The sequence below is a fragment of the Natrononativus sp. DTA114 genome (assembly GCF_059736515.1).
This window is the reverse complement of the sequence record NZ_JCASSN010000001.1, coordinates 266,342-279,822: the sequence shown is the minus strand read 5'-3', so window position 1 is coordinate 279,822 and position 13,481 is coordinate 266,342. Positions and strand designations below refer to the sequence as shown.

The following is a 13,481-nucleotide window of genomic DNA, read 5'->3' as shown; positions in this document are numbered from 1 at the left end:
AGTTACGCGCTCTCGCTGTCACCCGCGCCGTCGCGGGGTGCCTCCGCGACGAGCACGCCGACCTGGTCGTGGATTCGTTCGACAGCCGTCAGCGAGAAGCCGGCATCGGTAAAGGCGTCCGCGAGGGTACCGACGGTCGCCGGATCGTCGACCTCGGGACCGTAAAACGGCTCGTCGGGGTCCGGTTCGCCGAAGAACATCAGGTCACCGAGGACGAACTTCCGGGGCTCGAGGCCCGCGATGACGTCGATCGCCTCGCGCTTTTCCTCGTCCGAGAGGTGGTGCATCGCGAAGTTCGAGGTAACCACGTCGACGGGACCGTCGTACTCGGGCTCCCGGAACGTGCCGTAGTCGAACTCGACGTTCTCGATGCCCTCGTCGTCGGCCTTCGCTCTCGCTTCTTCCATCATCCCCTCGCTGATATCGCGGCCGACGACCCGCTTTGCGTCCGTGGCGAGCGCGAGCGCGATGGCGCCCGTTCCGGTGGCCAGATCGAGGACCACGTCGTCCTCGCCCGGGGCGGCGTGCTCGATCACGAGGTTCGCACACGCGTGGTACTCGTCGGATTTGGACTCGTCGTACTCGGTGGCCTTCTCGTCGAATCTGGCGGCGTGTTCCTCAACCGTTTTCTTCATACCTGCCCCGTTCGACCCCCGGCTCAATGAACGAATCGGACTGGACGCGGCGATTGCGCTCGGCGAGTCGCCCCCACGCTCGCAGTCCCTCGGCGATCCACTCGCCGTCGACGCCGAGCTGTTTGCCGACCGCGCGAAGCTCCCGCGGCGCGCGAAGCTCGAGGTGGCTCCGGGGATCGGCGCTGACGACGTAGGGCGCGTCGTAGTAGTCGACGATCTCGCGGAGTTTTCGCAGCGACCGGAGCGCCCGCACCCGCTGGCCGCCGCTCTTTCGGAGGGCGGGCGCGAGCGAGAACTCGAGGTGCACCCCGTTCTCGCCGGCCGCCTTCGCCAGAACGTGATTGATGTCGCCACCGCCGGCCATCGGATGGGCGAGCACGTCGACTTTCGCCTGTTCGACGGTGAATCGGTTCATCGCGTTCGAACCGCCCTCGACCGCGAGGATCGTGTGCGAGGGACGGAAGTTGCCGACCGAGCCGCTCGCCTGTTCGGGACTGTCCGCCCGGATCTCGACGCCGGAAACGACGTCGATCCCGTACTCCTCGGCGATCCGCGCCCCGTCGTAGTCGGCGCGGGCGCTCGAGTGGTTCCGAACCACCACACCCTCGAAGCCGTAGTCGGCCGCCGTCTTCGCGACCCTGGCGACCGTGCTCTCTCCGTCGGGATGGGCGTGGACCGCCTCGTACATACTCGAACGGTTACGCGGCGATGACTTGGGAGTTGCGCCACGCGACCGATTGTGCCGTGCTGTGAGGTCGGTGGCCGGGAGCACGTCCGAGCGAGCTGCGAGGACGTGGGACCCGGGGAAGGGGAGGCTGTTCACCGACACTCGCCGCGAGCAGCCGAAGGCTGCGAGCGGGCCGACGACTGACTCGACGCGAGTAAAGCGAGCGGAGAGGAACGAGGAGTGCTTTTGATCAACCTTTTACCGAGTGACGGCGGGCTGTGCGACAGCATAGCTGTCGTCAGACCGCCAGAACGCAGAGTAAAAGGTTGTTAGTTGAGAATCGACTCAGCCACCGTCGCCAGCTGCCCGTTATCGGCCTCCTCGAGGCGCTCGTCGCCGATCTTCAGGCGCAAGCGGGGGCGACCGACGTCGATCGGAACCTTCTCGGTGTCGATCAGGCCCATGTCCTCGAGTTTGGTCTTCGTCCGGCTGAACGTCGCCTTGCTAGCGATACCGACGTCCTCGCCCCACTTCGAGATGTCGTACAGCAGCGCCTGATTCTTCGCCGCGACGAGCAGCGAGATCGTGACCTCGTCGAGGCCGTCGCCGTCGCCGCGGGCGGTCTCGAGCGACTCCAGGATCGCGGTGAAATCCGCCTCGGCGTCGTCGCCGATCTCCTCGGAGAGGGTTTCTCGGACGCGCGTGATCGGTGGCGTCCGGAGGTTGAACGCCGCCGCGTCCTCCCACCGACTCGCGTAGGTATCCGTGGCCGCTTCGACGAAGTCTTCGTCGTCGGTTGCGAGACCCCCGACGCGGTCGCCGGCGTGGACGAGCGCGATGACGCGGTCGTCGGTGATCAACAGCGAGTTCTCCGGTGCCTGGGTGAGCGCCCTGAGATCGAGAGCATCTGCGTCGATGAGATCGGCCGCGTTCGAGGCAACGATGAAGTCGTCCATCACGTCCTTGAGCGTTCGCTCGTCGGCGAGCATATGAACCGTCGGCAGGTCGCCGTCGAACCCGGTCGCAACCGTGATGAACTCCTCGATAGCCTCCCGGGACGGGTTGATCAGGTAGACGTCTCCCGTCGTCTCCTCGAGAACCGACTCGAGGATATCCCCTATCTGATTGTTTAGTAAATTCGAGTTCATTTCCCTGGATAAGTAATTGCCATCATTATACTTATTTTTGTCGGTGTTCCTCACGTCAGAAGTTCTGATCAGGCCAGGACAGTGTAATATTTGCAATAGCTATGATAATATCCATTTGGAACCATGCCGGGAGAGTAGCAGTAGCGTGCGTTCGGAAGCTGCGTCTCCGGCGGTGGAAATCGATACTCACCGGGGTCGAAGCGGTTCGGACACTGATTGTTCGAATTGGGACGGAAGGGTACACTTATACAGCAGCCAGACGGTCCATCGGATATGGACCACGAGCACGTTCGGGCCGTCGATCCGGCCGTCGCCGACGCACTCGAAAACGAAGTCGAGCGCCAGCAGTCGACGCTTTCGATGATCGCGAGCGAGAACCACGTGAGTCGCGCCGTCCTCGACGCCCAGGGAAGTGCGCTAACCAACAAGTACGCCGAGGGGTACCCCGGCGCCCGCTACTACGGCGGCTGTGAGTACGCCGACGTGGTCGAAGAGCTCGCTATCGAACGGGCCACGGAGCTGTTCGGAGCCGAGCACGTCAACGTTCAGCCACACTCGGGGACGCAGGCCAACCAGGCTGTCTACTTCGCCATGCTCGAGCCGGGCGATAAGATCCTCTCCCTCGACCTGAGCCACGGCGGCCACCTCAGCCACGGCCACCCCGCGAACTTCACCGGACAGCTCTACGAGGTCGAACAGTACGAGGTCGACCCCGAGACGGGCTACCTCGACTACGACGGCCTGCGCGAGCACGCCGAGGCGTTCGACCCGGACATCATCGTCTCGGGTTACTCCGCGTACCCGCGCGAAGTCGAGTGGGAACACGTCCAGGAGGCCGCCGACGCCGCTGACGCACTTCACCTCGCCGACATCGCCCACATCACGGGCCTGGTCGCGGCGGGCGTCCACGACTCGCCGGTCGGCATCGCCGACTTCGTCACCGGTAGCACCCACAAGACGATCCGCTCCGGTCGCGGCGGAATCGTCATGTGCGACGAGGAGTACGCCGACGACGTCGACTCGGCGGTGTTCCCCGGCGGGCAGGGCGGCCCGCTCATGCACAACATCGCCGGGAAAGCCGTCGGCTTCGGCGAAGCGCTCGAGTCCGAGTTCGAGCAGTACGCCGAGCGAACGGTGGCCAACGCGAAGGCCCTCGGCGAACGCCTCTCGGAGCACGGCTTCTCGTTGGTCTCCGGCGGAACGGACAACCACCTCGTGCTCGTCGACCTGCGCGACTCCCACCCCGACACGACCGGCGGCGACGCCGAGGAGGCCCTCGAGGCAGCCGGTATCGTCCTCAACGCGAACACGGTTCCCGGCGAGACGCGGTCTGCGTTCAACCCGAGTGGCATTCGGGCAGGGACGCCCGGACTGACGACGCGCGGGTTCGACGAGGACGACCTGCGAACGGTCGCCGACTGTATCGCGCGCGTGATCGACGCGCCCGACGACGAGGACGTCAGAGCCGAGGTCAGCGAAACGGTCGACGAACTCTGTGCGTCGAACCCGCTGTACGAGTAGGGTCCACGAACGCGTCCGTTCCTCGCGTATGTTTCTGTTTTCTCGTGCGTGCGCGAGCTAATTCTCCTGTCTGTGCAGTTATCGATGCGAAGCATCTCGTGTGCAACGATGGGGCCACGGCGAACGGAGTGAAACCGCTCTCGTGCACCCGAGAATATGCACACACATGTATAGTTCTCATCCCGATCGGAGAATATTGGGCACGAACCCGAGGGTTGATTAGGGTCGCGCTCGCCGTCTCGAGTATGACCGAACTCATCGATGGGAACGCCGTGGCGAGCGAGATCCGGGACGGACTGGGTGACGCGATCGGGACCCTTGCCGACGCCGGTTCACGGCCGGGTCTCGCGACGGTGCTGATGGGCGACGATCCCGCGAGCCAGACGTACGTGAACATGAAACAGCGCGACTGCGAGGAGGTCGGCATCGACGGCACGCACGTGGACGTCGACGGCGACGCGCCCGCGGAGGAACTGTACGACACGCTCGAGGAGCTCAACGCCGATCCCGACGTCCACGGTTACCTCGTCCAGAACCCGGTTCCCGATCACATCGACTACCGGGAGGTGATCCGTCGGATCGACCCTGCCAAAGACGTCGACGGCTTCCACCCCGAAAACGTCGGTCGGCTCGTCGCCGGCGACACCCGGTTTCGGCCCTGTACGCCCCACGGCGTGCAGAAGCTGCTCGAGGCGTACGACATCGAGACGGCGGGCGCTGACGTGACGATCGTCGGCCGCTCGCAGATCGTCGGCAAACCGCTCGCGAATCTCCTGCTGCAGAAGGCCGACGACGGCAATGCGACGGTGACGGTCTGTCACTCCCGAACCGAGGATCTGGCGTCGAAGACGCGCAACGCGGATATCGTCGTCGCCGCGGTCGGTGTCCCCGAACTCGTCGACGGCTCGATGCTCTCGGCGGGGACAGTCGTGATCGACGTCGGCGTCAACCGCGTGGACGCCGACACCGAGAAGGGGTACGAACTCGTCGGCGACGTCGACTTCGAGACGGCAGCCGAGAAGGCGAGCGCGATCACCCCGGTACCCGGCGGCGTCGGTCCGATGACCCGTGCGATGTTGCTGTACAACACGGTCGCAGCCGCCAGCGAGCAGACCGGCGTCGACGTCACCCTTCCCTAGCCAGCGTCGCTCGGCTGGCTACCGGTGACTGTGCAGTCCGTTTCTGATTGCCGTCTCGAGGTCGTGCGGTCGCTCCGACCCGATGAACACGGATGCGGCGTCATAGCGGTGGATCCAGAGACCCTCGGTGGCATCCGGCACGTACTCCCAACCGGCTCGAGTCCACTGGATTCCGTACCCGTGCGAACGTCGCTCCCCCCGCTCGAGTGATTCGATCGTATCGAACGGGATCCGGCGCTCCGATCGGTGAAACGGCGAGTATCGGATCGAAAGTCCGCGATCGTCGACCCGCGTCAGCAGTTCGCCGCGCGCGATCAGCGCCAGGGGAATCGCGGTCAGTGCGACGAGCAGCCCCAGCGGGACGGCTGCGGAGGTCCCTGCGTCGTCGAGGACCGCAATCGCCACGAGAACGACGGCCGGCATCGAACAGGCGATCACCGCGGTCAGGAGCCACGGCGGGTGGCGCTGTCGTTCTTCGAACCGTGACTCGTCCATTGACAGCGGTTCGAGGTGGGAGACAAAGATGGTTGCCGTTCGTGAACGTTTGCGGACTACGTCACTCGAGTCGTTCGAAACGGTCTTCCGCCCGGACGAGGGCCGCGTCGTCGCCGCGGAGTCCGTTCGCGAGGTCGCGGGTCGCCTCGATCAGGCGCTCCGCGGTTGCCGGCTCGACGTCGCCGTCGAGCATCTGGACCCGTCTGACGTGATCGCCGAGTGACTCGAGGAGACTCCGTTCGGTCGGGGTCGTCGAACGATCGGCGACCCAGGTCCGGATATCGTCTCTGTACTCGTCGACGGCGCTCGCGTACGCGAGTCCCCGCGGGCCGTGAAACGATCGGGGCACGTCCTCGACGTCGGGTCGGGTGCCGTCGTCGGCGTCGGCGAGCAACGACAGGAAGTAGAGCTCTTCGGCGTCCTCGAGCCGGGAGACCCGAGCGACGACGTCAGCGACGTGGCTGAGCTCTCTCGCAGCGAGAGCGGTGTCGTCGAGTTCGCGTAACTCGCCGCCCCTGATGAACCCGCGCTTGCGGATGTACTCGCGACACCGCTGTCGCGCCTGCGTGGCGAGCTCCCGCGTCGACGCCCCGTCGACCTCGTTGCGGACCGCGGTGAGATCGAACGGCACGTCCATGTCGGTGTGTTCGGTTCGCTCGTCGAGGCCCACGCTCCGGAGGCTACCACAGGCGGGACAGCCGACGCTGCCGGTTTCGTAGTACGACCAGCGGGTGTCACACTCGGTGCACTCGCGCTCGCCACGGATCTTCATCGGGGAGGGCTACTCGAACCAGACAAAAAGTCCCATCGCCGGCTCAGTCTCTGAAGACGAAGGCGGTCGCACAGAACCCTCCGACGCCGACCGTGAGCCAGTAGGTACAGAGCCGGTAGAGCAGCGCGACAGTGAAAGCGACGGCCCAGTCGAGGTTGCCAAGAGCGGTCAGTCCCGCCGTGACGATCGCCTCCACGCCACCGGTTCCGCCGGGCGCCGGAACGATCGAGCCGAGTTTGCCGAGCGCGACGGTGACTGCAACAACGGCGAAGCTGAGCCGGTAGCCGAGTGCGCTGGCTCCGATATACACAGGCAGCATGAGAAATAGCATCCCGGCGTGAGCGGACAGCACGCCGGTCGCGAGCAACCGCTTGTCCGACGTGATCGTGTCGATGGTCCCGTAGAACCCGTCGAGTCGCCGGCGGACGATGTCCTCTGCGAGTGCACCCCTGATCCGATCCGAGAATCGTCCGATCGATCCGCGACCGAGCGCGGCGAGTTCGAGGGCCAGCCGGTAGACGACCGGCGGGTGTCTTACGGCGACGTACAGGACGACGACGCCGACGGCGAACAGGATGACGAAGGCGACGAGTTGCGTGACCATATCGCCCCCGACGATTTCGGCGCTTCCGATCCAGAGAACTCCCAGGAAGCCGAACGTGTAGTAGGGGACGTAGTTCAGCAGACCCGCGGAGATAACCCCGGCGAGACCGTCTTCGTACGCCATCTCCCCCTCCTGAGAAACGAGATACGCGACGAACGGCTCAGTCGTGACCTGACCGTACGGTGTGACGTACTTGACGAACATGGCCGTCAGGAAAATCGCACCGATACGGGTACGCGACATCGTTTCGTCGACGTGCCGGAGAAACTCCGTCCAGACGAAACCACGAAACGTAAGCGCCAGGACACCCGAGACGACCCCGAGAGCGAGGTAACGATAGTTTACGGTCGCGAGTTCCGAGATGATCTCCTCGCTTCCGATCACGTTGACGAGCGCGGTGAGGACGACGGCAGCGAAAGCGAACCCCACGATGGCACGGCGCTTCACGCTGCCACCATCGAACGCGGTGTACAATTATCTTCTGAGCGAAGCGGTCACACACGCCCGAACACGCAGGTTGGACCCGGGTATCGTGGGTGTCGGACTTCCTGGACAGTGACACGTTTCCAGTCGGTGGCGGGCCAGGGACGAATTATCACCGCGGAACGTCTCGAATCCAACACAGTCATCTTATTTTACCGCATAGTCAACATGTGATTAATGTACGGCAGTTGCAGGCCGCAGGCCAACAGATGGGACCGTACTATCCGGATATATGTCCCGACGTAGACTAAGTCGACGAAAGTTCGTTGCCGCTGCAGGAACTGCAAGTGCCCTTGCGCTGGCCGGCTGTACCGACGAAGGTCCCGGTGACGACGAAGAAGGCGCTAACGGCGTCGAAGACGAAAACGGCGCCGCCGACGATCCGATGGACGACGACGAGGACGAGAACGGAATGGCCGACGATGACGAGAACGGAATGGACGACGAGGACGAGACGTACACGCTGACCGTTACCGTCGAAGACGAGGACGAAGAACCCGTCGAAGGTGCCACCGTCTGGCTCGAGGAGGACGGTGGACTGATGGACGACGGAGAGGATACCGACGACGAGAACGGCGAAGAGAACGCAACCGACGAGAACGGCGAAGAGAACGTAACCGACGAGAACGGCGAAGAGAACGCAACCGACGAGAACGGCGAGGATGCCGGTGAAGACGAGACGGACGCCGAGTGGGAGGACGAGACCGACGAAGACGGTGAGGTCGAGTTCACCGACCTCGAGGACGGTGACTACACCGTCTACGCCGAACACGACGGCGACGAAACCGACGAGGACGTCACCATCGACGGCGACGACGAGGAGGTCACGCTCACCTTCGGAAACGGTATGATGGACGACGGCGACGACGGCGCCGCCGACGAGTAATCGACACCCCGTTGGGAAGTACGCCCACGGATCCCCCGCTTTTTGCGTCTCGTCCACAACGAGCGGTCGCTGCCGGAATCTTTTCGTGCGTGGTGCCCGAACGGGTAGGTACGATGACACGGAGCTACCAGTCTCCTGATCGAGAAATTCTCCGGCAGCACTGACGTCGGCGTCACCGTCGGTACCGACGACCGGCTCCGCCTCGTTCTCGGAGCGAACGACTACGAACTCACCAGACGCGAGGCCGCCAGACTGCGCGACCGGCTGTCGGATGCGCTCACCGAAACCCACGAATTCTGCCATACGGTCGGCCATCACCGCACCGACGGTTCCTACGTCGTCTCGAGACGCGGCGCCAGTTCCGCCGGTCATCGAAAGGTGTTCGACTCTTTCGATCAGTGTCGCCGATTATTCGAGGAGTTACCCACTCAGTTCACCGCAACCGACGTCGGCACGGCCGGGTTGACCGGTGGACGCCGACACATGCTCGTCTGGCACTACGTCGAGCGGCCGGCGTTCGACTGTGACCTGCTCTCGAAACAACCATTGACCGCTCGAAAAGCGGATCTTTCCGGTGAAACGGATGGGGGCCGTAAGGAGTAAGCGCCGAGCCGCCGCCGCCAGAGGTTTCATCCTCGCCCCTCGTACCGGGTAGTATGCGCGACGAAGCCGAAATCCGCGAGCAGTACGAATATCTCACGGAACAACTCGAGAGCGAGGAGATGCGCCACGACGGGGTCAGACAGATGTTTACCCATTATAAACGGGCACTCGGGTGGGTTCTCGAGGAAGAACACATCTGAGTCGGCGAGGACGTATCATATCCGAAGACGTTGTCGGTACATTTAAGTACGGAGAGCGAATTTCTTCACATGACGCTTCGCTTGGAGGGCCGAAGCGTCAGCGGGGACCAATTCAGGGCGGCAAGCGATCGCGTGACCCTTTTCACGTCACGCGATCTGCTTTCCTGTTTACCACAGATCACTCGAGAGTCACCGGTGTTCCAACTGTTCACGGTGAAACTATCCCACTTGCAGACATGAATTTCGAGTTATACGATTGTGGTCGAATACCCGTCATCGTTCGCATCATTTTCCAGACGCTGAAAAAGACCGATGTCGATGGTAATATCGGTGTTCAGGCCGAAACGACCCGACATACTTATTAAAATTCGACAGTAAGTACGACCGGTACTTACCCAATGTACGACCTGACAGGATTCCAGCGTGACCTGCTCTTTGTCATTGCTGGGGAAGAAGAGCCCCACGGGCTCGCTATTAAGGACGAACTCGAACAGTACTACGAAAAGGAGATTCACCACGGTCGGCTGTACCCCAACCTCGATACGTTAGTCGAGAAGGGGTTAGTCGAGAAGGGGCGTCGCGACCGGCGGACGAACTTCTACACGCTCACCCGCCGCGGCCGACGCGAACTCGAGGCCCGTCGCGAGTGGGAAGGACAGTACGTCGACCTGTAGTACGTGCGTTCGTCCCGACTGATAACCGCGCTGGCAGGCCTGGCGGTCGGACCTCGCCGCGAGCATCGCCGCCTGGTTGTATTTCGAGACGGTTCTACTCTTCTTGTTTCTCCCGTTCGTTCCGTTTCTCGTTCCCGGTATCGGAGATCGGAACACCAGCGACGACCCTCCGCGGACACGACGCTGTCCCCGCTGTGGGTACGAGACGACCGAGACGAGCGACGACTACTGTCCGCGAGACGGGACACCGCTTGCGTAGTCGTTGAAAGTCATTGTACCCTCGGTTGCGACTCGCCGGTCGAAACCGACCGTTTCGGCCGGCTGACTGCGATCGATGGGTAACCCGTTTCACGACCAGTATCGATCACGGTACGGAATCGTTCCGGGGTCGCGGCGGTTAAGTACCGATACGTCGAACTGTCGGCAGTGAACGAAGTCTCGTTACAGCTTCTCGAGGCACCGCTCGACGAGACGGTCGTCCGGATCGCGCTCGCCGGTGCACTCGGACTGTTCCTCGGCCTGGAGCGCGAGTGGTCCCAGAAGTCCGCCGGCATCCGAACGTTCTCGCTGATCAGCCTCCTCGGTGCGGTGTTCACGATCCTCGTCCTCGAGGCCGACGTTGGCGAGGGCCTGCTGGTGCTCGGTGGGTTGCTCGTCATCGTCCAGGGGGTGTTGCTCGCCATTCAGGGACTCCTCGGCGACGAGGGGACGGGGCTCTCCCTGACGACGTCCGTCTCGATGCTCGTCGCCTACGGAGTCGGCGCACTGGTCGCCGCGGAGTTCATTCTCGAGGGCGTTACCGTCGCGGTGCTCTCCTCGCTGCTGTTGGTCCTCAAACGGGAGCTTCACGAGTTCGCGTGGGGGCTCAGCCGCGAGGAGATGCGCTCGACGATCGAGTTCGCTATCCTCGCGTTCGTGGTCTATCCGCTCTTGCCATCGGCGTACGATCTCACCCTCGGCGGCGTGACGGTACCGCTCGAGCCCCAGGTTATCTGGCTCATGGTCGTCGCCGTCGCCGGGATCGGGATCATCAACTACGCGATCGTCTCGACGTACGGCGGGCGGGGGATCGCCGTCACGGGCTTTTTCGGCGGGCTGGCGTCCTCGACGGCCGTCGTCGGGACGATGCTCGACCACGTCCGCCAGCGCCCCGACGCCGCCTCTTACGCCGTCGCCGCGATCTTGCTCGCCGACGCGGCGATGGCGGTACGGAACCTCGGGATCGCCGTCGCGTTCACCGTCGGGAGCGGCGTCTCGCCGCTGCTCGAGGCGATCGTCCCGCTCGGGACGGTCGTGGTGCTTGCAGTTCTGATCGCCGGACTCACCGCCGACTGGCGCGAATCGGCGCCGATGAACCTCGAGAACCCGTTCTCGCTGAAGAACGCGCTCGGGTTCGGGGCAGTGTTCTTCGTCGTCCTCGTATTCGGTTCGCTCGCCGAAACGTGGTTCGGCACGCTCGGATTCTACGCGACGGCCGCCGCGAGCGGGCTGATCTCGAGCGCCGGGGCGACGACGTCGGCCGTCGTCCTCTATCGCGGTGGCCAGCTCTCGTCCGCCGAGGCGACCATCGCCATCCTGCTGGCGACGGTGTCGAGCATCGTCGTGAAGGCTGTACTGGCCGGGACGTCGGCCAATGCCCGCTTCAGAAACCGGGTCGTGCTGTACAGCGTCGTGTTGCTGGTTGGTGGGGCGGTCGCCTCTATCGTGGTCGTCGTCTAAGAGTTTCGGGAACCACAACGAATATTTTTAATCATTTGCTTGCGCAGATCCTCCATGGACCGAGAGACTGTCGTTCCCGAGGTAGATACTGTTCCCGGAGCACGTGCCGAACGCTGGGCGGAGTATCATCACCAGTTCTCGGCGCCGAGCACGTACGTCTACGACTTCGTCTGGGACGCGCAGGCGCCGGCGGTTGGACCGTTCTGTACGGACGTCGACGGGAACGTGCTCATGGACTTTACGAGTCACGTCGCGGCGGCACCGCTCGGATACAACAACCCACTGATCGTCGACAAACTTCGAGAGTTCGATCTGGTCGATCCCCTCAAGATCGCCGGCCAGGACTTCTACGTCAGCGGCGGCGGCAGCCCGGAAAACGCCGACTTCCCCGGCCCGACTCAGCTGATGGAGCGGCTGGTCGACCTCACGAGCGAGTACGACATGGATCGGGTGTTCCTCTCGAACTCCGGCGCTGAGGCCGTCGAGAACGCGATCAAGATCTGCTACGCTTCCGGCGGCCACCGCGCCTTTACCTTCGACGGCGCGTTCCACGGCCGGACCCTCGGTGCTCTCTCGCTCAACCGCTCCAAGGCCGTCCACCGAAAGGGCTACCCCGAGGTGCCGGGCGTCGTTAGCGTCCCCTACCCGTCGACCCAGGAGATGTACGACACCCAGTGGCGGACCGACGGCCCCGGCGGCAACGTCGTCGCCGACAAACTCGACCCCGAGCAGGGCGTTATCGACCCCGACGAGGTCGCCTTCCTGATCTTCGAACCGCTCCAGGGCGAGGGTGGCTACCGCGTCCCTCACGACGGCTTCGCGCAGGACCTGGCCGACCTCCGGGACCGTTTCGACCTGAAGATCATCGCCGACGAGATCCAGTCGGGCCTCGGCCGCACCGGCGAGATGTGGGGGATCGACCACCTCCCGGTCACCCCCGACGTGATAACGAGTGCGAAGGGGCTTCGCGTGGGTGCAACCATCTCCCGTTCGGACGTCTTCTCCGAGGAAAAAGGACGGATCTCCTCGACCTGGGGTGCCGGCGACATGATGGCCTCGCTGCAGGGCGTGCTCACGATCGACGCGATCCGCGAGGCGAACCTCCTCGCGAACGTCCGCGAGCGCGGCGATCAGCTCCGGCAGCGACTCGAGGAGGGTGAAGCTCCCGGACTGACCGATGTCCGCGGACGCGGCCTGATGCTCGCCGTCGAGTTCGACACCAAGGCCCGCCGCGAGGCGGTCGTCGAGGCAGCGATGAAACGCGGCCTGCTCACCCTCGGCTGTGGCTACAAGACCCTGCGGCTGCTGCCCCCGCTCGACGTCACCGCCCGCGAGATCGACCTCGGCGCGGAGCTGTTCCTCGAGGCGATCGACGACGTCGCAGCGGAGATGGCGTAGGTCGCTACCGCTGTCTGTCGCCCCGTTCGCCGTCGACTCGCTGCTGCCAGGCTCGTTCGGACGCGTCGTAGGACGACCCTGCAGCGATCAGAAATCCGGTCATCGCCGTCACGAGGGCGATGCTTCCGATCGCGACGACCGCGATCGAGAGCGCGTCGTCGGGGAGCACGCTCGCCGAGGTCAGAAGCGAGACGGTCGTCACCGCCGCGATCAGCGTCAACAGCCGAGCGAACCGGCTGCCCGGAATCGACGAGTTAGCGGACATACCTCGAAAGCACCTCCAGGACGCCGTCGTACTCGTCGTCGGTCGTCGCGTGACCCAGCGAGTGAATTGACTGACAGACCCACACGCCGGCGGTGAAGTTGAGCAGCGCCACGAACGAAAGGACGCCGAGGTCGCCGCCGACGAACAGGCCGCTGACGAGCGCCCCCACGAAGGCGATCGCCATGATAGCGTGGGTCACGAGCGAGCGGACGCCGAAATCCCGCAACGGGACGAGAAACTGAGTGTTCATACAGTCGTTCGACACCGACACC

General features: G+C 64.0%; 14 protein-coding genes and 1 pseudogene. 8 read left to right on the top strand and 7 right to left on the bottom strand.

All coding sequences use genetic code 11. From position 1 onward, the window contains the following. Positions 1–2: 2 nt before the first annotated feature. From AC6I6S_RS01460 to tbsP, 3 genes are all read right to left on the bottom strand, one after another. On the bottom strand, positions 3–635 hold the full coding sequence (locus AC6I6S_RS01460) for a class I SAM-dependent methyltransferase (RefSeq protein WP_497947940.1): 633 nt from the start codon (positions 633–635) through the stop codon (positions 3–5). Next, positions 619–1,323, bottom strand: a complete 705-nt coding sequence (locus AC6I6S_RS01455; protein ID WP_497947939.1) for an RNase P subunit p30 family protein — start codon at positions 1,321–1,323, stop codon at positions 619–621. Before AC6I6S_RS01455 ends, AC6I6S_RS01460 begins: the two co-directional genes overlap by 17 nt. Before the next feature lie 308 nt (positions 1,324–1,631). Continuing rightward, positions 1,632–2,450 carry a transcriptional regulator TbsP gene (gene tbsP, locus AC6I6S_RS01450; protein WP_497947938.1) on the bottom strand — a complete coding sequence of 273 codons (819 nt, stop codon included), beginning with the start codon at positions 2,448–2,450 and terminating at the stop codon, positions 1,632–1,634. Between the two features lie 273 nt (positions 2,451–2,723). On the opposite strand from tbsP, the gene glyA reads away from it, so the two are divergent. Together glyA and AC6I6S_RS01440 are read left to right on the top strand one after the other, a co-directional pair. Further along, positions 2,724–3,971 (top strand): serine hydroxymethyltransferase, encoded by a 1,248-nt coding sequence (glyA, locus tag AC6I6S_RS01445; protein WP_497947937.1) that lies wholly within the window; start codon positions 2,724–2,726, stop codon positions 3,969–3,971. Between the two features lie 245 nt (positions 3,972–4,216). Further along, entirely contained in the window at positions 4,217–5,110 is an 894-nt protein-coding gene (locus AC6I6S_RS01440; protein ID WP_497947936.1) for a bifunctional methylenetetrahydrofolate dehydrogenase/methenyltetrahydrofolate cyclohydrolase, read from the top strand. A gap of 18 nt (positions 5,111–5,128) precedes the next feature. Here AC6I6S_RS01440 and AC6I6S_RS01435 read toward each other — a convergent pair whose 3' ends face one another. The 3 genes from AC6I6S_RS01435 to AC6I6S_RS01425 all read right to left on the bottom strand — a co-directional run bounded on the left by AC6I6S_RS01435 (position 5,129) and on the right by AC6I6S_RS01425 (position 7,428). Beyond that, a complete protein-coding gene (locus AC6I6S_RS01435; protein WP_497947935.1) occupies positions 5,129–5,605 on the bottom strand; it encodes a hypothetical protein in 477 nt (158 codons plus the stop codon). Positions 5,606–5,666: 61 nt separating this feature from the next. Beyond that, on the bottom strand, positions 5,667–6,377 hold the full coding sequence (locus AC6I6S_RS01430) for a DUF7117 family protein (protein ID WP_497947934.1): 711 nt from the start codon (positions 6,375–6,377) through the stop codon (positions 5,667–5,669). Positions 6,378–6,420: 43 nt separating this feature from the next. Continuing rightward, entirely contained in the window at positions 6,421–7,428 is a 1,008-nt protein-coding gene (locus tag AC6I6S_RS01425) for a lysylphosphatidylglycerol synthase transmembrane domain-containing protein (protein ID WP_497947933.1), read from the bottom strand. Positions 7,429–7,696: 268 nt separating this feature from the next. On the opposite strand from AC6I6S_RS01425, the gene AC6I6S_RS01420 reads away from it, so the two are divergent. The 6 genes from AC6I6S_RS01420 (at position 7,697) to AC6I6S_RS01395 (ending at position 12,944) form a co-directional block, all read left to right on the top strand. Then, a complete protein-coding gene (locus AC6I6S_RS01420) occupies positions 7,697–8,350 on the top strand; it encodes a hypothetical protein (RefSeq protein WP_497947932.1) in 654 nt (217 codons plus the stop codon). Between the two features lie 135 nt (positions 8,351–8,485). Further along, positions 8,486–8,953 (top strand): DUF7528 family protein, encoded by a 468-nt coding sequence (locus AC6I6S_RS01415; protein ID WP_497949279.1) that lies wholly within the window; start codon positions 8,486–8,488, stop codon positions 8,951–8,953. A 53-nt stretch (positions 8,954–9,006) separates the two neighbouring features. After that, a complete protein-coding gene (locus AC6I6S_RS01410) occupies positions 9,007–9,153 on the top strand; it encodes a DUF8555 family protein (RefSeq protein ID WP_497947931.1) in 147 nt (48 codons plus the stop codon). A 398-nt stretch (positions 9,154–9,551) separates the two neighbouring features. Continuing rightward, the gene (locus AC6I6S_RS01405; RefSeq protein WP_255167254.1) at positions 9,552–9,827 is read left to right on the top strand and encodes a PadR family transcriptional regulator; all 276 of its coding nucleotides are present in this window, start codon (positions 9,552–9,554) and stop codon (positions 9,825–9,827) included. A 426-nt stretch (positions 9,828–10,253) separates the two neighbouring features. After that, positions 10,254–11,546 carry an MgtC/SapB family protein gene (locus AC6I6S_RS01400; RefSeq protein ID WP_497947930.1) on the top strand — a complete coding sequence of 431 codons (1,293 nt, stop codon included), beginning with the start codon at positions 10,254–10,256 and terminating at the stop codon, positions 11,544–11,546. 54 nt (positions 11,547–11,600) lie between these two features. Next, positions 11,601–12,944 (top strand): aminotransferase class III-fold pyridoxal phosphate-dependent enzyme, encoded by a 1,344-nt coding sequence (locus AC6I6S_RS01395; protein ID WP_497947929.1) that lies wholly within the window; start codon positions 11,601–11,603, stop codon positions 12,942–12,944. Between the two features lie 4 nt (positions 12,945–12,948). On the opposite strand, the pseudogene AC6I6S_RS01390 reads toward AC6I6S_RS01395, so the two are convergent. Continuing rightward, positions 12,949–13,459 (bottom strand): annotated as a pseudogene (locus AC6I6S_RS01390) (hypothetical protein). Positions 13,460–13,481: the final 22 nt, after the last annotated feature.

Bases quoted from the DNA above. Each gene is read 5' to 3' on its own strand.
- AC6I6S_RS01405 (WP_255167254.1), top strand. From the start codon at position 9,552: ATGTACGACCTGACAGGATTCCAGCGTGACCTGCTCTTTGTCATTGCT.
- AC6I6S_RS01430 (WP_497947934.1), bottom strand. From the start codon at position 6,377: ATGAAGATCCGTGGCGAGCGCGAGTGCACCGAGTGTGACACCCGCTGG.
- glyA (WP_497947937.1), top strand. From the start codon at position 2,724: ATGGACCACGAGCACGTTCGGGCCGTCGATCCGGCCGTCGCCGACGCA.
- tbsP (WP_497947938.1), bottom strand. From the start codon at position 2,450: ATGAACTCGAATTTACTAAACAATCAGATAGGGGATATCCTCGAGTCG.
- AC6I6S_RS01440 (WP_497947936.1), top strand. From the start codon at position 4,217: ATGACCGAACTCATCGATGGGAACGCCGTGGCGAGCGAGATCCGGGAC.
- AC6I6S_RS01460 (WP_497947940.1), bottom strand. From the start codon at position 635: ATGAAGAAAACGGTTGAGGAACACGCCGCCAGATTCGACGAGAAGGCC.
- AC6I6S_RS01455 (WP_497947939.1), bottom strand. From the start codon at position 1,323: ATGTACGAGGCGGTCCACGCCCATCCCGACGGAGAGAGCACGGTCGCC.
- AC6I6S_RS01410 (WP_497947931.1), top strand. From the start codon at position 9,007: ATGCGCGACGAAGCCGAAATCCGCGAGCAGTACGAATATCTCACGGAA.
- AC6I6S_RS01395 (WP_497947929.1), top strand. From the start codon at position 11,601: ATGGACCGAGAGACTGTCGTTCCCGAGGTAGATACTGTTCCCGGAGCA.
- AC6I6S_RS01435 (WP_497947935.1), bottom strand. From the start codon at position 5,605: ATGGACGAGTCACGGTTCGAAGAACGACAGCGCCACCCGCCGTGGCTC.
- AC6I6S_RS01420 (WP_497947932.1), top strand. From the start codon at position 7,697: ATGTCCCGACGTAGACTAAGTCGACGAAAGTTCGTTGCCGCTGCAGGA.